We start from the raw sequence: 20,123 nt of genomic DNA on the forward strand, positions 1-20,123 counted from the left end.
ATCGTGCAGGAAAGCGGGGTGATGTGTCATCTTTCCCGCCACCGGCCACAGACGGTTTCGTATCCGCTCCGCGCCCGATGAGCATCGCGCGCATCCCCTCCTTCGCGTTTTCCGGGATCGAGGCGGTGCCGGTCGAGGTGCAGGTGCAGATCGCGCCGGGGCTTCCTTCCTTTCTGGTCGTCGGCCTGCCCGACAAGGCGGTCGGTGAGGCCCGCGAGCGGGTGCGCGCCGCCCTCACCGCCATGGGATTGGCGCTGCCGCCCAAGCGGGTGATCGTCAATCTCGCGCCCGCCGATCTCCTCAAGGAAGGCAGCCATTTCGATCTCCCGATCGCGCTCGGCGTGCTCGCCGCGATGGAGGTGCTCCCCAGCGCGGAGATCGCGCAATTCGCGGCGCTTGGCGAATTGTCGCTCGATGGCAGGCTTACCCCGGTCGCGGGCGTGCTGCCGGCGGCGATCGCCGCGGTCGCGCTCGATCTCGGCCTGATTTGCCCCGGGGCGCAAGGCGGCGAGGCCGCCTGGGCGGGGCATATCGATATCGTCGCGCCGGACGACCTTCTCTCGCTGATCAACCATTTCCGCGGCACGCAGATGCTCGGCCCGCCGGCGCCGGCGATGCCACCGGCAGCCATTGGCGGCCCCGATCTTGCCGAGGTGAAGGGGATGGAAAGCGCCCGGCGGGCGCTCGAAATCGCCGCCGTCGGGGGCCATAACCTGCTCCTCATCGGGCCGCCGGGCGCCGGGAAATCGATGCTCGCGGCGCGGCTGCCCGGGCTTTTGCCGGATCTCAGCCCGGAAGAAGCGCTCGAAGTGAGCATGATCCACTCCGTCGCCGGGATGCTGGAGGAAGGGCGCCTCGTCATGCGCCCGCCCTATCGTGAGCCGCACCATTCCGCCTCCATGGCAGCGCTCACCGGCGGCGGCCAGCGCGCGCGGCCGGGCGAGGTCTCGCTCGCCCACCGCGGTGTGCTGTTTCTCGACGAATTGCCGGAATTTCCCCGCCCGGCGCTGGAGGCGCTGCGCCAGCCGATGGAGGCCGGACGCACCACCGTCTCGCGCGCTGCCGCGCACATCACCTATCCCGCGCGCTTTCAGCTCGTCGCCGCGATGAACCCCTGCCGCTGTGGCCATCTTGGCGATGCCAGCCGCGAATGCACCCGCGCGCCCCGCTGTGGCGAGGAGTATCTGAACCGCATCAGCGGCCCGCTGCTCGATCGCATCGATCTCACGGTGATGGTGCAGCCGGTGCCGCCGGCCGAACTGTCGCGTGCGCCTGCGGGCGAGGGATCGGCCGTCGTCGGCGCGCGGATCGCCGAGGCCCGCGAACGGATGCGCGCCCGCGGCGGGGCGCCCAATGTTGAAGCCGAACCCGGCGCCATCGCGCTTGCCGATGACGCGCGAACTTTCGCAGAGCACGCGGCGGAGAAGCTGCGCCTCTCGGCGCGCGGCTTTACCCGGATCCTCCGGGTCGGGCGTAGCATCGCCGATCTCGCGGGTGCCGCCCGCGTGCGCCGCGAACACATCGCAGAAGCCCTCGCCTTCCGCCACCGCGTTCCCGGAAGGCCGTGATATCGGCAGGGCCTATCGTCAGGCGAGAACCGTCCTCAGGCTCACCCGTCAAGCCGCACATAGTCGAAATCGCCGGGCTTGTTGTCGATGCCGGTTTTCGGCGGCGCGATCCAGGAGGCGAATTGCCCGGGCGCGTAATGCGGGCGCATGAGGCTCGCGATGAAGCCGCCATCCGCCGCGTTGGGCAAAAACTCATGGCGCCGCGCTTGCCATTCCGCGGCACTCATGATCTCGCCGTCAGGATCGGTTTCGATCGCCGCGAACTCGCCGATCCGGCGATTGAACGCGACATGCGGCAGGCGCAAGGCGAAATCGATGCCGAGTTTCTCGATCAACGCGTTCCAGCGCCGCACGCCGGAGAGACAATCCGCAACGTAATCGTCGCGCAGCCGCATGTTCAGCGCCGACAACGCCGCCACCTCCTGCTTGCGGATCACGCCATCGACCAGGCGAAGCACCGGATAGGTGTCGTTCAGCAACTGATGGTCGTCGGTCAGCTTGTCCTCACGATAGCGCCCCTTGAGCCCGGCATGGAAAACATTGGCGGCATTGGTGCTGATTTCATTGCCGAAGAGATCGAGGGTGAGCGAAAAATGGAGATTGAGCTTTTTCTGAATGGTCGGCAGATCGATGACACCGAGCGCCCGTACCCGCTCGATCGCCAAAGGATCCTCGATCCCGGCCGCGCGCATCGCCTCGCACGTCCTTTGAATTGTGCGTGAGATTCCCGAATCGCCGACGAACATGTGATGCGCTTCCTCGGTCAGCATGAAGCGGCAGGTGCGCGACAGCGGATCGAACCCCGATTGCGCCAGCGCCGCCAATTGCATCTTGCCGTCGCGGTCGGTGAAGAAGGTGAACATGAAAAATGAGAGCCAATCCGGCGTCGCCTCGTTGAAGGCGCCGAGCATGCGCGGCGCATCGCGATCGCCCGAGCGGCGACGGAGCAAGTCTTCCGCCTCCTCGCGGCCGTCGCGGCCGAAATATTTGTGGAGAAGATAGACCATCGCCCAGAGATGCCGCCCCTCCTCGACATTGACCTGGAAGAGATTGCGGAGATCGTAAAGCGAGGGGGCGGTCGCGCCGAGATGGCGCTGCTGCTCAACCGAGGCCGGCTCGGTATCGCCCTGGATGACGATCAGACGGCGCAGCATCGCGCGGTATTCGCCGGGGACTTCCTGCCACGCCTTCTCGCCCTTGTGGGCGCCGAACGGGATACGGCGATCGGGCACGGCCGGGGCGAGCAGAATCCCCCAGCGGTACTCCGGCATGCGCACGTAATCGAATTTCGCCCATCCCTCGGGGTCGACCCCGACCGCGGTGCGGAGATAGACGAGGCTTTCCTGGAATCCCTCCGGCCCCATCGTCTTCCACCAATCGATATAGCCGGGATGCCAGGTCTCGAGCGCCTTTTTCACCCGCGTATCGGCATTGAGGCCGACATTGTTCGGGATCAGACCATCATAATCGACGTCCATTCCATCAGGCATTTTCGTTTTCTCCCCGTCCTCTCGCCGTCTCGCCGCGCTATCTCAGACGCGGCGGAAATCGTAATCGGGCTGCACCCCGCTGCCATAGCGTTTCAACGCGCCCCGCTCACCGATCGCATTCGGGCGCTGGAACACCCAGTTCTGCCAGGCGGTGAGGCGGGCGAAAATGCGTGTTTCCATGGTTTCGGGACCGGGGACACGAAGATTGGCCTCCATCGCGGTCAGCGCATCCGGCGAAAAACTCGCGCGTTCTTCGAGCATGATCCGCACCTCGTCCTCCCAGTCGACATCGTCGAAGCGAAGCGTGATCAAACCCGCCGCCTCGGCCGCCTCGGCGGTGAGCGGGGTGGCGAGGAGATCGCGTGCCGCGGCGAGCCCGGCAGGATCATCGAGAAAACGCGCGCCAAGGCGGGTCAGATCATTACCCATCGGGTAGGCACCGAAATTGAGCGGGCCGAGAGCCAGGCGGGCGACCGCTTGCCCGCCATCCGGCCCCTCCAGCATCAGCGCGCGATCGGCGGCGAGCACGATCTCAGCGAGGGTTCCGGCAAAGCACGAGCGCGGCTCGACGAGCGCCATCAGGCTGCGCGAGGTCATATCGAGGCGTTTGAAAACCCGCTTGAGATAAAGCAGGATTTCACGCACCAGCCAGTCCTCGCGATACCCCTCGAGCAGCCGATCAGCGGCTTGCACGGCCTCGAGATCGCCGCGTGCCCGAAAAACCAAAGTGCCGATCTCGGGTTCGTTGGTCCGCAGATGCAAGAGCGCATCATCGAGCGCGCGGGCAAAGGCGAGCGGCCAGAAACTCGCGCCCGCCTGAAAAATCCCCTCAAGATCGCGGGGCAAGCTGTCGGGGCCATGAATGAGGAGATCGGCGCGGCGCGCGGCGCGGTCGATCGTGACGTCGAGCGTTGGATAGTGGATCGCATCGGCGGAAAATTCGCGCGCAAGCGGGGTAAGGGCGATGCCTCGCGCCGCCGCCGGACGATTGCTCCGCGCGGCAAAAGCTTCGGCGCGGGCGGCGATGGTGGCCTCCCAGGCGCTCGGCGGCACCACCTCATCGACGAGCCGCCACGCCAGCGCCCGCGCGCCGCGCACACCTTCTTCCATCAGGCAAAAGAGATCGGCGCGATCGCGACGCACGCGGCGCTTGTCGGTCAGCCGCGTCAGCCCGCCGGTGCCGGGGAGAACCGCGAGCAGCGCGACCTCGGGCAGGGAAACCGTCGAGCGGCGATCATCGATCAGCAGGATATGCTCCGCGGTCATCGCCAACTCATAGCCACCACCGGCCGCGGTGCCGTTCACGGCGGCGAGATAGGTTTGACCGGAATGAGCGCTCGCATCCTCGATCGCAAGCCGCGTCTCATTGGTAAATTTGCAAAAATTGACTTTATGGCCATGCGAGGCGCCAGCGAGCATGCGGATATTGGCGCCGGCGCAAAAGACGTTTTCCTTGGCCGAGCCGAGCACCACGGCGCCAATTTCGGGATGTTCAAAACGCAGCCGCTGGACCGCATCGGCGAGTTCGATATCAACGCCGAGATCATAGGAATTGAGTTTCAATTCATAGCCCTCAGCGATGCCGCATCCCGGATCGACATCCATGAGAAGCCGCGCGACACGCCCCTCGCATTGCATCCGCCAATGACGATAACGGTCGGGATGGGTCTGAAAATCGATGCGCTTCATAGGGTTGCACCCATCTGGCCGATCATCCTTGGCATGCTTTTTGGTTGGGTCATGGCGAAGGGATAGAGTATACGCGAGTATGGCCGCAACAGCTGAAAAAAAACTCGCCACCGTCGTCGGTAGGCTGATCATCGCGTGCGGCGCGCAGGGCGGCACACGGCTTAAGGGGAAGACGGCTTTGGGAGAAATATTCTACTGCGTCACGAATTGCTACGGATGTTCCGGCGATGTGAGATGGTTTGACAGCATGGGCAGCTCAATCACACGCCAAGCGAGCCCAGCCCCAGCTTGCCCCCGCGATGCCGCGGCCAGATGAACAAGCCAAATTTGTGCCCCCGAAAGAGCTTGTGCCCCCGAAGAGCAAATCATCGCCGCTTAATTCTTTGAAAAATGGCGCGCCCTGGTGGATTCGAACCACCGACCCACAGCTTAGAAGGCTGTTGCTCTATCCGACTGAGCTAAGGGCGCCGCTTGGTCTAATGGGTCCAGTTTTCGCGGCGGCGATATTGAAAATTCTCAGCATAGACCTTGGGGCGAAAGCGCGGGCGGGCGGGGAGTTCGAGGTCATAGGGGATGGCGTGCCGGGCGGCATAGGCCATCGCCGCCTCGCGGGTCGGGAAGCGAAGGCGGATCTGGGTTTCGGTATCGCTGCTGCTGATCCAGCCCATCAACGGGTCGTGCTGGCGCGGCGCGGTGGGCTCGAATTCCAGCACCCAGTCATGGGTGTTGGCCTGGCCCGACTGCATCGCGGTTTTGGGCGGCTGATAGATCCGGGCTCGGCGCGTCATCGCTCTCTCTCCTCGTCGGCATATCGCCTTGCGCGGCGGTTCCGCGCTGGTCGGGGCGGCCGGATTCGAACCGGCGGCCTCGTGTACCCAAAACACGCGCGCTAACCAGACTGCGCCACGCCCCGCCGGGCGGAAACTATGGGCCGCCGCCGCCGCGCGCAAGGGGAGCGGTGAAATCGCCGGGTTCGTGTTATGCTCACCCCGTCAGTCCCTTGGCAAACTCCTGATGAACGGGGCAATCTCATGAAAGAAGAACGGGGTCGCTTGCAACGCACGGGATTGCCGCCGCTCGCCTATGCGCGGCAGGCGGGGCGGGCGCCGACGGTGGTGTTTCTCCCTGGTTTCGCGAGCGACATGGAGGGCGAGAAGGCGCGTTTCGTCGCCGCATTCTGCGCCGCGCGCGGCCAAGCGGTGTTGCGTTTCGACTATTCCGGCCATGGCGCGAGCGATGGCCGCTTCGAGGAGGGAACGATCGGGCGCTGGCGCGACGACGCGCTCGACATCATCGACGCGCTGAGCGATGGCCCGCTGCTGTTGATCGGCTCTTCGATGGGTGGTTGGCTTGCGCTTTTGGTCGCGTTAGCCCGGGCGCCGCGCCTCGCCGGGCTGATCGGCATCGCCGCGGCGCCGGATTTCACTGAGGCACTGATCTGGGCGGCGCTGCCGTTTTCGGCGCGCGAGACCCTGATGCATGACGGCAAAATCATGGCGCCGAGCGCCTACGGGCCGCCGACACCAATCACCCGGGCGCTGATCGAGGATGGCCGCCGCCATCTCTTGCTCGAAGGGCCGATCGCGCTCACCGCGCCGGTCCGCCTCTTGCATGGCCAGGCCGATCCCGACGTGCCATGGGAATTATCGCTCCGCCTCGCCGAGCGGATCACCGGCGGCGATGTCACCGTCACCCTGATCAAGGACGGCGATCACCGGCTATCGCGTCCCACCGATCTCGCCTTGCTCGGCGCGACCCTCGGCGGTCTCCTCGGCGAGGATGGCAGCTAGACCCTCGCGATAGCTCGGATAGCGCCAGGCGAGGCCGAGCGCGCCCTTGCTGATCTCGCTCCGAACACGACGATTTTCCGCCCAGAAACTCAGCGCCATCGCGCTCATCGTCGGTGCCGCGTCGGCGAAGGGGATGGCCGGCGGCGGCAGCAGGCCGAGAAGGCGCGCCGCTTCCTCGATCACCGCGGCGCTCGCGCCCGGTTCGTCATCGGCGAGGTTGAAGACCCGCGTGCCGCGCGCCGGGGCGTTCGTCATCGCGGCGAGGATGGCATCAGCGATATCGTCGCGATGAATACGCGAGAACACCTGCCCGGGCTTGATGATCCGGCGCGCCCGCCCGGCGCGGAGATCATCGAACACAGAGCGCCCGGGGCCATAAATCCCGGCGAGGCGAAACACATCGACCGCGCAGTGGCCAGCGAACGCCTGCCACGCACGCTCGGCGGCGACCCGGCGCTCGGTGCGCGGCGAGGCCGGGCGCGGCGATGTCGTCTCATCGACCCACTCTCCGCCGCGATCGCCATAGACCCCGGTCGAAGAGAGATAGCCGATCCAGCGCAGACGCGGCGCCGCGGCAATTTCGGTGCGGTAGCGGGCGAGCACCGGATCGCCGTTGCCTTCTTCCGGCGCCGCGGTGATCAGGAGGTGGGTTGCCTCGGCCAAGGGTATGGCCACATCGTCGAAGCGAAGTGCCCCCGGCCCGCCGGCCCGCGTCGTCCCGGCGACGCGATAGCCGGCCGCGCGCGCCAGCGCCGCTACCGCGCGGCCGCAATAGCCGAGGCCGAAAATCAGCAGAGAGGCGCTCTCCATCATGCTCTGATGTTTGCCCGAAGCGCCGGCAAAAGGCTAGATTAGCGCCATCATGGACCGGCGATGGCTGATCTTCGGGGGTGGGGCGGCGCTGTTGTCGATCGCCATTGCGGGTGGCATCGCCGGCCTGCGGATGCGCGCGGCCGTCGCGCCGGACATGGCGGAAGCGCTGCCGGTGCCGCCGGTGCCGCCACGCATCGCATCGGGTAAGGATTATGAGGATTGCCTCGCGATGTTAGCCAAGGATCCGCTCGGCGCGCATGGCTTCGCCGAGGCCTGGGAGGCGACCGGCGGCGGCGACGGCGCAACGCATTGTTATGGCCTTGCCGAAATCGCCCTCGGCAATGCCGAGAGCGGTGCCGAAATCCTGGAAAAACTCGGCACCGAGAGCGCGGCGCCGGCAGCGGCGCGGGCGATGATCCTAGGCCAGGCGGTGCAAGCCTGGCTGATGGCTGGCGATGCCGGCCACGCTTATGGCGCGGCGACGCTGGCGCTGATGCTTGCCCCTGACGATCCCGATTTGTTGATCGATCGCTCGGTCGCCGCGGCGACGGCGGAGCATTACGCTGATGCGATCGTCGATCTCGATCGTGCCTTGGCGCTCGATCCGCGGCGGCCCGACGCCTTGGTCTATCGCGCCGCGGCGTGGCGGGAACTCGACCAACTCGATCGCGCGGCGGAAAACGTGGAGGCGGCGCTGACACTCGACCCCGATAATCCCGATGCCTTGCTGGAACGCGGCATTCAGCGCCAGCGTTTCGGAGATTTGAGCGGCGCCCGGGCGGATTGGGAACGGGCGATGGCGCTCGCCCCCGATACCCCGACGAGCGATCTCGCCGAACAGAATCTGGCGCTGCTCGATGCCGGGCCGGAAAAGCCGTAAATAAGAGAGAGTGATTTGTTCTTTTTTGAAAAAAAGAACCAAAAAACTTTTGTCAGTTGAGTAGTACCTGCGGCACTGCTCGCTTCAGGAAACCGGAGAGAAAGTCTTTTTTCTTCTTTTTCTGAAGTCAAAAGAAGTTTTTTAAATTTTCTTTCCGGCATTATTGCCTTCGCGCGGGGATCGGCGCAAAATTTTGGCCTTATTTATGTTTGTATGAGGAGGAGACTGGAATGAAATTGCTGCGCGTCGGCCCGGCGGGGGCCGAGAAACCCGCGATGCTCGACCCCGAGGGGGGGATTCGCGATCTCTCGGGCGTTGTTCCCGATATCGCCGGTGCGGTGCTGCTCGATGCCGGGCTCGCCAAATTACGGGCGCTCGACTGGAAAGGCCTGCCGCTCGTTGCCGGCCAGCCGCGAATCGGCGCGCCGGTCGCGCGGCCGCTCAACTTCGTCTGCATCGGCCTCAATTACGCCGATCACGCCGCCGAAACTGGCTCGCCGATCCCGAAAGAACCGATCGTCTTCCTGAAATCGCTCGGGGCCTTCCAGGGGCCGAACGATGACGTGAAAATCCCGCGCGGGTCGAAAAAAACCGACTGGGAGGTCGAACTCGGCATCGTTATCGGCAAAGCCGCGTCCTACGTCGCCGAAAGCGCCGCCTTCGAGCACGTCGCCGGCTATACCATCGTCAATGATGTCAGTGAGCGCGAATACCAGATCGAGCGCGGAGGCACCTGGGACAAAGGTAAGGGGTGCGACACATTCGGCCCGGTCGGCCCCTGGCTCGTGACGCGCGACGAGGTGCGCGATCCGCAAGCGCTCGCGCTTTGGCTCGAGGTCGATGGCAAGCGGATGCAAAACGGCAGCACCGCAACGATGATCTTCGGCGTCGCCAAGCTGGTGAGCTATGTCAGCCATTTCATGACGCTCCATCCCGGCGACATCATCTCGACCGGAACGCCGCCTGGCGTCGGCATGGGGATCAAGCCGGAGCCAGTGTTCCTCAAGCCCGGCCAGACCATGCGCCTCGGCATCGAGGGGCTAGGTGAACAGCGTCAGCGCGTGATCGCCGCCTGAGATGGGACAGGCGCCGCCCGGGCGGCGCCTGCCCGCTTTATTTCCCCCCGTATTCGGGCTAGTGCTGCGCCGATGTCGCGGATCGTCACCCAGAACCGCCGCACGGCGGAGACCGAGATTGCCCTGACCCTCGACCTCGATGGCACGGGGCGGGCGGAGATCGCGACCGGCATCGGGTTTTTCGACCATATGCTGACCGCGCTCGCCCGCCACGCGTTATTCGATCTCCGCGTCCAGGCGCGCGGCGATTTGCATGTCGATTTTCACCATACCGTCGAGGATGTCGGGATCGTGCTCGGCTCAGCGCTAGCCGAGGCGATGGGTGACAAGCGCGGCCTCACCCGCTTCGGCCAAGCGCTGGTGCCGATGGATGAGGCCCTGGTCGAGGCGGCGCTCGATTGTTCGGGCCGCGCCCATCTCGCCTTCGCCGTCACCTTCCCGCGCGGGAAGGTCGGCGAGATGGATAGCGAATTGTTCGAGGAATTCTTTCGCGCCCTCGCCGGCAATGCGCGGATCACGCTCCATCTTATCGCCCGCGCCGGACACAACACCCATCACCTCGCCGAGGCGTGTTTCAAGGCAACGGCGCGGGCACTGCGCATGGCGCTGACCCGCGATCCGCGGCTCGGCGAGGCGGTGCCTTCGACCAAGGAAAGTCTGTGAGATTTTATACCGCGCATCTCGCCCAAAATCAGGCGCCAGTGCTGGTGCGGGAAGGGTTTTCGCTCGGCGCGATGGTCTTTGGTCCACTCTGGCTTGCCTTTCATCGCGCCTGGATCGCCGCTGCGCTGGTGGTGGCGGCCGAGATCGTGGTGACGGCAGCGATCGCGCGGCTGCCGGCGTTGTGGCCGCTCGCCCTTGCTCTTCACTGGCTGCTCGGTCTTTTCGGGCAGGATCTGCGCCGCATCGCACTCGCCTGGCGTGGCTATGGCGAAAGCGCCGTGATCGCGGCGACGGGCGAGTTCGAGGCCTGCGCCCGACTGCTCGCGGCGCGGCCGGAACTCGCGCCGGCATTCCTCGCCGGGAGCGGCCGGCGATGAACGTCGCGGTGATCGATTATGGCAGCGGCAATCTTGCCTCCGCCGCCCGCGCGCTTGCGGTTGCCGCCGAACGTGAGGGGATGGCGGCTGACGTGCAGATCACCGCTGACCCCGCCCGCGTCGCCAGCGCCGATCGCATCGTGCTGCCCGGCCAGGGTGCTTTCGCCGATTGCGCCGCGGGGCTCGCCGCGATTACCGGCCTCCGCGCCGCGATCATCGCTGCAACCGAGCGCGGGGCGCCGTTTCTCGGCATTTGCGTCGGCATGCAATTGATGGCCGAACGCGGCTTGGAACACAGCGTGACGCCAGGTTTCGGCTGGATCGCCGGCGAGATCGCGCCGCTCTCGGCGCCAGGCTTGCGCCTGCCGCAGATGGGTTGGAACGGGCTTGCCTTCGTCCAGCCCGCGCATCCATTACTCGCTGGGCTCGCTCCCGGCGATCACGCCTATTTCGTGCATAGCTATGCCCTCACCGGCGCCCGCCGCGACCAAGTTCTGGCGACCACCGATTACGGCGGCGAGGTCATCGCCATGGTCGCCGCCGGCAACCGCGCCGGCACGCAATTCCATGTCGAGAAAAGCCAGGAGGTCGGCTTGCGCATTCTCGGGAATTTCCTCCGCTGGCAGCCTCCCCGGCAGCCATGAGCGAGCGCCGGCGGGAGTTGCTGGTCGAGCGCGCGAGCGCGCTCGACGAGGATGATCTGGCGGCGTTGTGCGAGGCGGCGGATGCCGCGATCCTCGAGGGCGGCGGCTTCGGCTGGGTCAACCCGCCAGGGCGGGCGGCGCTGGAGCGCTATTTTCAGGGGCTGCTGCTGGTGCCGGAACGCGAGCTTTACATCGCCCGTCTCGACGGTGTCGTCGTCGGCTCGGCGCAGCTCGTGCGCCCGCCACGCAACAACGAGGCACAGGCTTTCGCCGCGACGCTGATGCACAGTTTCATTGCGCCCTACGCCCGCGGCCACGGCCTCGCCCGCCTGCTCACCGAGCGCGCCGAGGAAGGGGCGCGGGCGCTCGGCTATCACGTCATCAATCTCGACGTACGCGAAACGCAAGAGGCGGCGATCCGGCTCTATGAATCGCTCGGTTATACGCGTTGGGGCACGCATCCCGTCTATGCCCGCATCCGGGGGCGCACGGTGCGCGGGTTTTATTTCTACAAACTGCTCCAGCCGGGCGGAAAAATCGCATGACGCTAACCCTCTATCCGGCGATCGACCTCAAGGACGGGGCGTGCGTGCGCTTGAAGCGCGGCGCGATGGCGGAGGCAACGGTCTATGCCGAGGATCCGGTGGCGCCGGCGCGGGCGTTTCAGGCGGCGGGTTGCCACTGGCTCCACGTCGTCGACCTCAACGGCGCATTTGCCGGCCGCGCGGTGAATGCCGAGGCGGTCGCCGCCATTCTCGCCGAAAGCCGGGTTCCGGTGCAGCTCGGCGGTGGCATTCGCGATCTCGCGGCGATAGAGCGCTGGCTTTCGCTCGGCATCGCGCGCGTCATTCTGGGGAGTGCCGCCGTCAAGAATCCCGACCTGGTGCGCGATGCCGCGCGCAGCTTCCCCGGCCGCATCGCCGTCGGCATCGATGCCCGCGACGGGCTGGTCGCAACCGAGGGATGGGCCGAGACTTCGACGCTCACGGCAGAAGATCTCGCGCGCCGCATCCAGGATGCCGGCATCGCCGCGATCATCTTCACCGATATCGGCCGCGATGGTATGCTTTCGGGTGTCAATGTCGCGGCGACCGCGGCGCTCGCCGCCCGGCTCGACGTGCCGGTGATTGCCTCCGGCGGTGTCGCCGGGGTGGACGACCTCATCGCCCTGACCCACGCCGCAGCGCGCCTCGAACACGGCCAGATCGAGGGCGTTATCGCCGGCCGCGCGCTTTACGATGGCCGTCTCGACGTCGCAACGGCACTCGCGGCGCTGGCCGGCGCCGACGCGGATGGGTGACAAGCTCGCCCGTCAAGGGACCCTCGGGCGGGCATAAAGCCCATTCCTAGTTTTACCCAAACGCGCGGCGCGGCGGGCAAGGGCTGCGATGGCGTTGCGGCAGATCGTTTCCGCTGGCGCCCCGGATTGCTTGCAGGCGCGCTCGGCCTCGAACAGGTTCTCCATGGCGACCGACAGCGCCTCGATTGGCCAGAGGCGCAGCGCCGCCGAAAATGCCCCGGTGCGACGGACGAAGATCGGCGGACGCAAGTTCCGTTGCGCCTCCGCTTCCGAGGTTCCCGCCGCCATCGCCGCCCGCACCCGGTGCAGGCGCTGAAGATGAAGAAGGGCGGCGCGCACGGCACCGACCGGCGCCGTGCCTTCCGCCAAAGCCTGCTCCAAGGCGCGATCGGCGCGGGCAAGGTCGCCCCCGGTCGCCGCAAACAGCGCGTCATCGAGCGAAAGCCCGGCGAGATCGCCCGTGCAGGCTTGCGCGTCGGCGATCTCGATTTTACCGCCTGCGCCGGCATAGAGGGCGAGCTTTTCGAGTTCAGCGGCGCTCGCCATGCGGTCGGCACCGAGCCGGGTGGTGAGCCAGTCCAAGGCCTCGGAAGAGATCGAAACGCCGTGCGCTTCCAATCGGGCGCGAATGGTCTGGCTCAGTGCCCGCCCCTCTTCCGGGTAGCAACCGATGGCCGCGGCGTCTTGCGCGCGTTCGATCAGAGCGCGAAGCTTGGAGCGTGCTGGCAATTCCCCGGCTTCGAGCACCAAAAGCGCCTCGCCCGGCCCGGCCAGCGCGGCGGTAACGGCGCTCGCGGCGCGATCATCGGCGTCGCGCACCCGCACCACGCGCCGCCCGCCGGTGAGCGCCAGCGCCGTCATCTCCTCAGGAATGCGGGGAAAGCCCTCGCGGTCGAATTCGACGAAACGGAACGGATCATCGCCGGCGCCAAGCACGGCGCGCACCAGCGCGGCGCCGCGCTCGCGCACCAGCCCGGCATCGGGGCCATGAAGAAGAACGGCGCGATAGCCCCTGGGATTGGCGAGAACGGCGGCGGCGGCGCGGCTGTCGAGCTTCATGAAGCGTCGGTGCTGGCCGGGTGATGCTTGAAATAGGCGATCAGTTCCATGGTGATCATGTCGGCGATCGTGCGCGAAAGACGCCAGCGGACTTTTTCGTCCTCGAGGGTGGAGTCGAAAAATTGCTGGTCGATGAAATTATACCCGTCGATCGCGTGCGCCTTGCCGGTGGTGATGACGGTATGCGCCGGATCCTGGCCGCGCAACGTCCAGGTCGCGTTCGCGATCACCCGCTGATAGGTGACCGAAGTATCGGGCTGGATGCCGACGCTCTCCTCGCCGATGCTGTAATTGACGTCGAGATCGTAGCGCCGGGCGACGCCGACGCCGCCGTAATTGAAGCGCTCCTGCAGCGCCTCGCTCAGCTCTTGGCCGGAGCGATCGGGAATTCGCCCGATGGTGATGGCGGCGAGATCGACCGCTTCCGGTGCCGGATCGCCGTTCGCCGTTGTCGCGTAAACCGGCGAGAAGCCACAGCCCGGAAGGGCGAGCGCGGACGCGAGGCTGGCGGCGGCGGAGAGCAGCACCCGACGAGACAGAAGCAAGGGTGGGGCATGATCCTGCATCGCGTCTCTCCCCCTCATCAGACAGTCAGTCTGCTGCGATGACGAAATTGATGATCCGGTCTGGGACGAAAATCTGCTTGACGACGCGCCGGCCGGCAAGCGCCTTGGCGACATTGGGCTCGGCCCGCGCCTGCTGCGCCACCTCGGCCTCGGGGCTTCCCGGCGGCAGGCTCACGGTGCCGCGAAGTTTGCCCAGAACCTGCACTGCGATCGTCACCTGATCGCGGGCGAGCAGCGCGGGATCGGCTTCCGGCCAGGGCTGTTCGGCGATCAATCGCGCTTCGGGATCGAGGAGGGTCTGCAACTCCTCGGCAAGATGCGGCATCATCGGCGCGACCAGCCGGGCAAGCGTCCCCGCAGCCTCGCGACGGGCGAAGCGGAGATCGGCGTCGCCACCGGCGGGCGTTTCCGCCAGCGCGTTGGCGAGTTGATGGATGCGCGCGACGGCGACATTGAAGCCGAAATTTTCCAGCGCCTCGGTGACGGCGGTGATGGCGCGATGGGTTGCCTGGCGCAAGGCGCGGGCTGGGGCCGAAAGGTTCGCCGACGCCTCCTTAGGCGCCGCGCCCTCGGCCGCGATCTCGGCGACCAGCCGATAAAGTCGCTGGATGAAACGAAACGCCCCCTGGACGCCGCTTTCGGTCCATTCCATGTCGCGTTCCGGCGGGTTGTCGGCGAGGATGAACCAACGCGCGGTGTCGGCGCCGTAACGCGCAATGATCGCGCCGGGATCGACGGTGTTGCGCTTCGATTTCGACATCGCCTCGACACGGCCGACGCTGACCGCCTCGCCGGTGTCGCGATGGCGCGCGCTGCCATCGGCGAAGGTTTCGACTTCGTCGGGATAAAGCCAGCGGCCATCGGCGCCACGATAGCTGGCATGCGTCACCATCCCCTGGGTGAAGAGGCCGGCGAACGGCTCATCGAGGACGAGGTGGCCGGTCGCACGCATGGCGCGGGTGAAGAAGCGGGAATAGAGGAGATGGAGGATCGCGTGCTCGATGCCGCCGATATATTGGTCGACCGGCAGCCAGTGCCGCGCCGCTTCGGGATCGACCGGGCGCTCGGCGCGTGGGCTACAAAAGCGGGCGAAATACCAGGAGCTGTCGACGAAGGTATCGAACGTGTCGGTCTCGCGCCGCGCCGGGCGACCGCAATCGGGACAGGGAACATGTTTCCATGTCGGATGATGATCGAGCGGGTTGCCGGGCCGGTCGAAGCTGACATCCTCAGGCAGCAGCACCGGCAGATCCCGCGCCGGCACCACGCCGCAGGCCTCGCAATAAATGACGGGGATTGGGCAGCCCCAATAGCGCTGCCGGCTCACCCCCCAATCGCGCAGACGCCAATTCACGACGCCCTCGCCGTGCCCGCCTCGCGCCAATGCCTCGATCGCCGCGCGTTTGGCTGCATCCGCCGCGAGACCATCGAGAAAGCCGGAGTTGAATACCGCTCCCGGCCCGTCATAGGCCTCATCGCCGATCGCAAACGAGGCTGCCTCGGCCCCCGGCGGCAGCACCACCGGGCGCACCGGCAGGCGGTATTTGCGGGCGAAATCGAGATCGCGCTGATCATGCGCGGGGCAGCCGAAAATCGCGCCAGTGCCGTACTCCATGAGCACGAAATTGGCGATCCAGACGGGAAATGTCTGATCGGGGAGAAACGGATGGCGGACGCGAAGGCCGGTGTCCAACCCCTGCTTCTCGGCGGTCTCGATCACCGCCTCGCTGGTGCCAAGACGCCGGCATTCGGCGACGAAGGCAGCGATCGCGGGGTTTTCGGCGGAAAGCGCCGCGGCCAGCGGATGCTCCGGTGCCAGCGCGAGAAACGACATGCCATAAAGCGTGTCCGGGCGCGTGGTATAGACCTCGATCGTGGCGAAGTCGGCTTTGGCCTCGGTAAGCGGAAAGCGCACGCGCGCACCTTCGCTGCGGCCGATCCATTTCTCCTGCATCACCCGCACCCGCTCCGGCCAACGCTCCAGCGTCTCGAGGGCCGCGAGGAGATCGGGCGCGAAGCGGGTGATCTTGAGAAACCATTGCGAGAGTAGCTTTTTCTCGACGGGCGCGCCCGAGCGCCAGCCGCGCCCGTCGATCACCTGCTCATTGGCGAGCACGGTCTGATCGACCGGATCCCAGTTGACCCAGGCTTCCCGGCGCTCGACGAGACCGGCCTTGAGAAAATCGAGAAACAGCGCCTGTTGATGACGATAATAGCTCGGATCGCAGGTCGCGAATTCGCGGCTCCAGTCGAGCGAGAGCCCCATACGCTGCAATTCGCCGCGCATGGTCGCGATATTGTCATAGGTCCAGCGCGCCGGGTGGATGCCGCGTTCGCGCGCCGCGTTCTCGGCAGGGAGGCCGAACGCGTCCCAGCCCATCGGGTGCAGAACCACCGCGCCGCGCGCGCGCTGATACCGCGCAACCACATCGCCGAGCGTGTAGTTGCGCACGTGCCCCATATGGATGCGCCCCGAGGGGTAGGGAAACATCTCCAGGACATAATATTTGCGCCGCCCGTCGGCTGGGCAGTCGGCGACATGAAAACAGCCGCGCGCCGCCCATTCCCGCTGCCAGCGGGGCTCGGCGGCGGCAAAATCGTAACGGTGAGGCTCGGGAGTAGGAGAGGCCAAGGCGCGGTTCGCTTTCGTCTTGAGGGGGAGATCGAGAGCGTCTTTATGCCCAAGCGCCCGCTCTCGGCAACCCGCGCCGGCGCCGGCCTCAGGGCGGCGTGGTATCGCCCTCGCCGAGCGCGCGCTGCATCAGCACGACATCGCGCCAGCCCCCGAATTTATACCCGACGGCAAGCAGCCGCCCGGCCTCGGTGAAGCCGGCATCGCGATGCAGCGCGATCGAGCCGACATTCGCCGAATCGCCGATCACCGCCAGCATCTGGCGAAACCCGGCCGCGGTCGCGGCGGCGACGAGTTCGGCAAGCAACGCCCGCCCGACGCCGCAGCCGCGCCGGTCATCGCGGACATAAACGCTATCTTCGGCGGTAAAACGGTAGGCCGAGCGGGTGTGATAGCGCGCGGCGTAAGCATAGCCGAGAACCCCCGTCGCATCGGCGGCAACCCGCCAAATCGCCCCGGCATCGGTCAGCGTCGCGAATCGCGCCGCCATCTCCTCGACCGAGGGCGGGACCTCCTCGAAAGTGCCGGTGCCGGTGAGCACGTGATGAGCGTAGATCGCTTGGATTTCGGGAATGTCGGGGAGAGCGGCGGGGCGGATGCGCATGCGTTGATATTAGCCGATTGCGGCCGGACGTGACCAGAACCGGGGTTGGCCGCGGCGCTGCCTGATCGCGGCTAGGCAATGAGGCGCGTCTTGCGAGCGCGTCTCGTACGACCAGCCTGAACGGGGCTGGATTGATTGCGCGCGACCCGGCATGCTGCTCGAAATATTCGGAGGAAACAGACCCATGGCCGCCGCCTCGACGCCTCGTATCCGTTTCATGCAGCGTGCGGCGCTCACACTTCTCGTGCTGAGCGGCGTCGTCAATTACATCGACCGCGCGACGCTGGCGATCGCCAACCCCTTGGTCCGCCATGATCTCGGTCTCTCGATCAACGATATGGGGTACTTGCTCTCGGCGTTTCTTTGGGCCTATGCCTTCGCGCAGCTTCCAGCCGGCGCCTTGGTCGATCGCCTCGGGCCACGGCTTTTGCTGTCGCTCGGCCTCGCTTTGTGGTCGGGCGCGCAGGCTTTAGGCGGGCTTGTGCGCAATTTTGGCGAGTTTTTCGCCGCCCGCATGTTGCTCGGCCTTGGCGAAGCGCCGCAATTTCCGACCGGCGCGCGCGTCGTCAAGGACTGGTTTCCGGTGCGCAATCGTGGTCTCGCGACCGGCGTTTTCAATTGCGCGTCGACCCTCGGCAACGCCATCGGCGCGCCCCTGCTCACCTTTCTCATGCTCGCCTTCGGCTGGCGCTGGATGTTCCTGATCATGGGATTTGCCGGCCTCGTCGTCGCCGGCCTTTGGTATCTTATTTATCGCGACATCGAAACAGTCCCTCTATCACGCGAGGAAACCGCGATCGTCACAGAAGGCGACCCGCCCGGCGCGCAGGCGCCGACGCGGTTTGCCGAATGGCGGCGACTGTTTCGCTTTCGCATGACCTGGGGCATGATTCTCGGCTATTTCGGCACGATCTATCTCACCTGGGTCTATACCGCCTGGCTCCCCGGCTATCTCGAAATCGAGCGCCATATGACGATCGCCAAAACCGGTTGGGCGGCGGCCATCCCGTCGGTGGCGGGCGTCGTCGGCGGGATTTTCGGCGGTTGGATCGTCGATGTGCTGGCGAGATTTGGGCTCTCGCCGATCAACGCCCGCAAAGTTCCGATGTCGCTCGCCCTCATCGGCATGGCGCTTTTTACCGTTCTCGCCGCCGAGGTCGAAAGCAACACGGTCGCCATCGCCTGCATCTCGGCCGCCGTTTTCCTCGGCTATGCGACCTCGAGCAGTTGCTGGGCGATGGCGTCCGTCGCGGCGCCGCCGAATTATACCGCCTCGATCGGCGCCATTCAGAATTTCGGCGGCTATCTCGGCGGCGCGCTAGCCCCGACCGTTACCGCCTTGATCGTCACCAAGACCGGCTCGTTCGTCCCAGCCCTTCTGGTGGGTGCGGCGATCGGCGTTTTCTCTGCGATCGCCTATTTCGTGGTGATCAGGGGGCCGATCACGGCAGCAGCGCTGCGTGGCGAGGATGACATCGCGGCACCTATTCGCGCGCCAGCACCCGGTCATTGAGGAGGCTCGCGATACGGCTCGGGCGGAATTCAGCGCGCAAGCGATCTTCGTGATACTCCTCGCGCACCCAGTCCAAGAACGGCTTTCGGCCTTCCCCCTCGCGCGCATACATCGCGAAAAACGCATCCAGAATGCCGGTCGACGAGTGGCGGAAATGGAGAAAGCGCAAGGAAAGCTGCGCCAGCGCCTGCGCCGAGGTACCACCTTGGATCAGGATGAAGAGACCAGCCGCAAGCCCCGCGCGATCGGCGCCGGATTTGCAATGGATCAGCGCCGGCTCGCGCATCTCGGCGAAAATCGCCGCGAGATTGAGGATGCGGTCGCGATGCGGGGCACCGCGGCTCTCGAACGGGGCGTAGATATGGCGCAGCCCGAGCCGCGCGGCGGCATCGCGGGTCAGAGCGTCTGAGCCGCAAGCTCGCGCGCCGCGAAGATTGATCACCGTGCGCAGGCCATAGCGCCGCGCCGCATAGGCGAGCCAAGCCGGCGTCGGGTGATTGGCGCGATAAAGACGGCCTTCCGCGACGGTCGCGAAATTATGCCAAAAAACGCGAAAAAACGCATGATCGACAACGATACTATCCATCCAAGCGGCAAGCCGCCGGCGCGGCGCGGTGATATCGCCCGCGAACATCACCCGCCGCCTTGCGCCCGGTGTTGGGTCAGACCTGGCGCTCGACCAGCAATTGTTTGATCTTGCCGATCGCCTTGGCCGGGTTGAGACCCTTGGGGCAGGTCTGCGTGCAGTTCATGATGGTGTGGCAGCGATAGAGCTTGAAGGGATCCTCCAAGGCATCGAGACGTTTGCCCGTCGCCTCGTCACGGCTGTCGGCGATCCAGCGATAGGCGGTGAGCAGCACCGCCGGGCCGAGATAGCGATCGCCGTTCCACCAATAGCTGGGACAGCTCGTCGTGCAGCAGAAGCACAGAATGCACTCCCACATGCCATCGAGGGCGGCGCGTTCGTCCGGGCTCTGGCGCCGTTCGGCATCGGGCGGCGGCGGCGTGTCGGCCTGCATCCAGGGCTCAATGCTGCGCAACTGGGCATAGGCCCCTGTCAGATCAGGTACCAGATCCTTCACCACTGGCATGTGCGGCAGCGGATTGATGCGAACCGCGTCTTTCACCTCATCGATCGGCTTCAAACAGGCCAGCGTGTTGGTGCCGTCGATGTTCATCGCGCAGGAGCCGCAAATGCCCTCGCGGCAGGAGCGGCGGAAGGTGAGCGAGCTGTCGACCTCGTTCTTGATCTTGATCAGCGCATCCAGCACCATCGGCCCGCACTGGTCGAGATCGATCGTGTAGCTGTCCATGCGCGGGTTTTGGCCGTCATCGGGGCTCCAGCGATAGATGCGGAACTCTTTCGCGCGCTTGGCGCCGCTGGGCGCCGGGTGGGTCTTTCCCCGGCCGACCTTGGAATTGGCGGGAAGTGCGAATTCGACCATGTTGTCTGCCTCTC

At 66.0% G+C, this 20,123-nt stretch carries 20 protein-coding genes and 2 tRNA genes; 10 read left to right on the plus strand and 12 right to left on the minus strand.

Annotated features, from left to right (window positions below; all coding sequences use genetic code 11):
- Nucleotides 1–77: 77 nt before the first annotated feature.
- Nucleotides 78–1,568 (plus strand): YifB family Mg chelatase-like AAA ATPase, encoded by a 1,491-nt coding sequence (locus ACP5M5_RS04795; RefSeq protein ID WP_427935898.1) that lies wholly within the window; start codon nucleotides 78–80, stop codon nucleotides 1,566–1,568.
- Nucleotides 1,569–1,609: 41 nt separating this feature from the next.
- Here ACP5M5_RS04795 and boxB read toward each other — a convergent pair whose 3' ends face one another.
- From boxB to ACP5M5_RS04820, 5 genes are all read right to left on the minus strand, one after another.
- Nucleotides 1,610–3,058: a benzoyl-CoA 2,3-epoxidase subunit BoxB gene (boxB, locus tag ACP5M5_RS04800; RefSeq protein ID WP_427935899.1), complete on the minus strand. Its 1,449-nt coding sequence runs from the start codon at nucleotides 3,056–3,058 to the stop codon at nucleotides 1,610–1,612.
- Nucleotides 3,059–3,100: 42 nt separating this feature from the next.
- Nucleotides 3,101–4,747, minus strand: a complete 1,647-nt coding sequence (gene boxC, locus ACP5M5_RS04805; protein ID WP_427935901.1) for a 2,3-epoxybenzoyl-CoA dihydrolase — start codon at nucleotides 4,745–4,747, stop codon at nucleotides 3,101–3,103.
- Between the two features lie 391 nt (nucleotides 4,748–5,138).
- Nucleotides 5,139–5,215 (minus strand) — tRNA-Arg (locus tag ACP5M5_RS04810).
- Between the two features lie 8 nt (nucleotides 5,216–5,223).
- A complete protein-coding gene (locus tag ACP5M5_RS04815) occupies nucleotides 5,224–5,535 on the minus strand; it encodes an ETC complex I subunit (protein WP_162800574.1) in 312 nt (103 codons plus the stop codon).
- A gap of 47 nt (nucleotides 5,536–5,582) precedes the next feature.
- Nucleotides 5,583–5,660: transfer RNA gene (locus ACP5M5_RS04820), tRNA-Pro, on the minus strand.
- A gap of 118 nt (nucleotides 5,661–5,778) precedes the next feature.
- On the opposite strand from ACP5M5_RS04820, the gene ACP5M5_RS04825 reads away from it, so the two are divergent.
- Entirely contained in the window at nucleotides 5,779–6,537 is a 759-nt protein-coding gene (locus ACP5M5_RS04825; protein ID WP_427935902.1) for an alpha/beta hydrolase, read from the plus strand.
- Here ACP5M5_RS04825 and ACP5M5_RS04830 read toward each other — a convergent pair.
- A complete protein-coding gene (locus tag ACP5M5_RS04830; RefSeq protein WP_427935903.1) occupies nucleotides 6,466–7,350 on the minus strand; it encodes an SDR family oxidoreductase in 885 nt (294 codons plus the stop codon). The genes ACP5M5_RS04825 and ACP5M5_RS04830 overlap by 72 nt on opposite strands.
- A gap of 49 nt (nucleotides 7,351–7,399) precedes the next feature.
- On the opposite strand from ACP5M5_RS04830, the gene ACP5M5_RS04835 reads away from it, so the two are divergent.
- From ACP5M5_RS04835 to hisA, 7 genes are all read left to right on the plus strand, one after another.
- The gene (locus ACP5M5_RS04835) at nucleotides 7,400–8,230 is read left to right on the plus strand and encodes a tetratricopeptide repeat protein (protein WP_427935904.1); all 831 of its coding nucleotides are present in this window, start codon (nucleotides 7,400–7,402) and stop codon (nucleotides 8,228–8,230) included.
- A 230-nt stretch (nucleotides 8,231–8,460) separates the two neighbouring features.
- Nucleotides 8,461–9,306 (plus strand): fumarylacetoacetate hydrolase family protein, encoded by an 846-nt coding sequence (locus tag ACP5M5_RS04840; RefSeq protein ID WP_427935905.1) that lies wholly within the window; start codon nucleotides 8,461–8,463, stop codon nucleotides 9,304–9,306.
- A 72-nt stretch (nucleotides 9,307–9,378) separates the two neighbouring features.
- Nucleotides 9,379–9,969 carry an imidazoleglycerol-phosphate dehydratase HisB gene (gene hisB / locus ACP5M5_RS04845; RefSeq protein WP_427935906.1) on the plus strand — a complete coding sequence of 197 codons (591 nt, stop codon included), beginning with the start codon at nucleotides 9,379–9,381 and terminating at the stop codon, nucleotides 9,967–9,969.
- Nucleotides 9,966–10,346, plus strand: coding sequence for a DUF2628 domain-containing protein (locus ACP5M5_RS04850; RefSeq protein WP_427935907.1), 381 nt, complete (start codon nucleotides 9,966–9,968; stop codon nucleotides 10,344–10,346). Before hisB ends, ACP5M5_RS04850 begins: the two co-directional genes overlap by 4 nt.
- A complete protein-coding gene (gene hisH, locus ACP5M5_RS04855; protein WP_427935908.1) occupies nucleotides 10,343–10,990 on the plus strand; it encodes an imidazole glycerol phosphate synthase subunit HisH in 648 nt (215 codons plus the stop codon). The genes ACP5M5_RS04850 and hisH overlap by 4 nt, the downstream gene beginning before the upstream one ends.
- Entirely contained in the window at nucleotides 10,987–11,535 is a 549-nt protein-coding gene (locus ACP5M5_RS04860) for an N-acetyltransferase family protein (protein ID WP_427935909.1), read from the plus strand. Before hisH ends, ACP5M5_RS04860 begins: the two co-directional genes overlap by 4 nt.
- Nucleotides 11,532–12,290, plus strand: a complete 759-nt coding sequence (hisA, locus tag ACP5M5_RS04865) for a 1-(5-phosphoribosyl)-5-[(5-phosphoribosylamino)methylideneamino]imidazole-4-carboxamide isomerase (protein WP_427935910.1) — start codon at nucleotides 11,532–11,534, stop codon at nucleotides 12,288–12,290. The genes ACP5M5_RS04860 and hisA overlap by 4 nt, the downstream gene beginning before the upstream one ends.
- 12 nt (nucleotides 12,291–12,302) lie before the next feature.
- Here hisA and holA read toward each other — a convergent pair whose 3' ends face one another.
- The 4 genes from holA to ACP5M5_RS04885 form a co-directional block, all read right to left on the minus strand.
- Nucleotides 12,303–13,349, minus strand: a complete 1,047-nt coding sequence (gene holA / locus ACP5M5_RS04870; protein WP_427935911.1) for a DNA polymerase III subunit delta — start codon at nucleotides 13,347–13,349, stop codon at nucleotides 12,303–12,305.
- Nucleotides 13,346–13,915 (minus strand): LPS assembly lipoprotein LptE, encoded by a 570-nt coding sequence (gene lptE / locus ACP5M5_RS04875; protein ID WP_427935912.1) that lies wholly within the window; start codon nucleotides 13,913–13,915, stop codon nucleotides 13,346–13,348. Before lptE ends, holA begins: the two co-directional genes overlap by 4 nt.
- Nucleotides 13,916–13,940: 25 nt before the next feature.
- A complete protein-coding gene (gene leuS / locus ACP5M5_RS04880) occupies nucleotides 13,941–16,547 on the minus strand; it encodes a leucine--tRNA ligase (protein WP_427935914.1) in 2,607 nt (868 codons plus the stop codon).
- Between the two features lie 88 nt (nucleotides 16,548–16,635).
- On the minus strand, nucleotides 16,636–17,151 hold the full coding sequence (locus tag ACP5M5_RS04885; RefSeq protein ID WP_427935915.1) for an N-acetyltransferase family protein: 516 nt from the start codon (nucleotides 17,149–17,151) through the stop codon (nucleotides 16,636–16,638).
- A 184-nt stretch (nucleotides 17,152–17,335) separates the two neighbouring features.
- Here ACP5M5_RS04885 and ACP5M5_RS04890 point away from each other — a divergent pair, with 184 nt between their 5' ends.
- Nucleotides 17,336–18,664: an MFS transporter gene (locus tag ACP5M5_RS04890; protein ID WP_427935916.1), complete on the plus strand. Its 1,329-nt coding sequence runs from the start codon at nucleotides 17,336–17,338 to the stop codon at nucleotides 18,662–18,664.
- Here the strand turns inward: ACP5M5_RS04890 and ACP5M5_RS04895 are convergent.
- Nucleotides 18,636–19,298 carry a tyrosine-protein phosphatase gene (locus ACP5M5_RS04895; RefSeq protein ID WP_427935917.1) on the minus strand — a complete coding sequence of 221 codons (663 nt, stop codon included), beginning with the start codon at nucleotides 19,296–19,298 and terminating at the stop codon, nucleotides 18,636–18,638. The two genes, ACP5M5_RS04890 and ACP5M5_RS04895, sit on opposite strands and share 29 nt — an antisense overlap.
- Nucleotides 19,299–19,326: 28 nt before the next feature.
- Nucleotides 19,327–20,109 (minus strand): succinate dehydrogenase iron-sulfur subunit, encoded by a 783-nt coding sequence (locus ACP5M5_RS04900; protein WP_427935918.1) that lies wholly within the window; start codon nucleotides 20,107–20,109, stop codon nucleotides 19,327–19,329.
- Nucleotides 20,110–20,123: the final 14 nt, after the last annotated feature.

This window comes from Acidibrevibacterium sp. (genome assembly GCF_049965395.1).
Taxonomy (GTDB): domain Bacteria; phylum Pseudomonadota; class Alphaproteobacteria; order Acetobacterales; family Acetobacteraceae; genus Acidibrevibacterium; species Acidibrevibacterium fodinaquatile.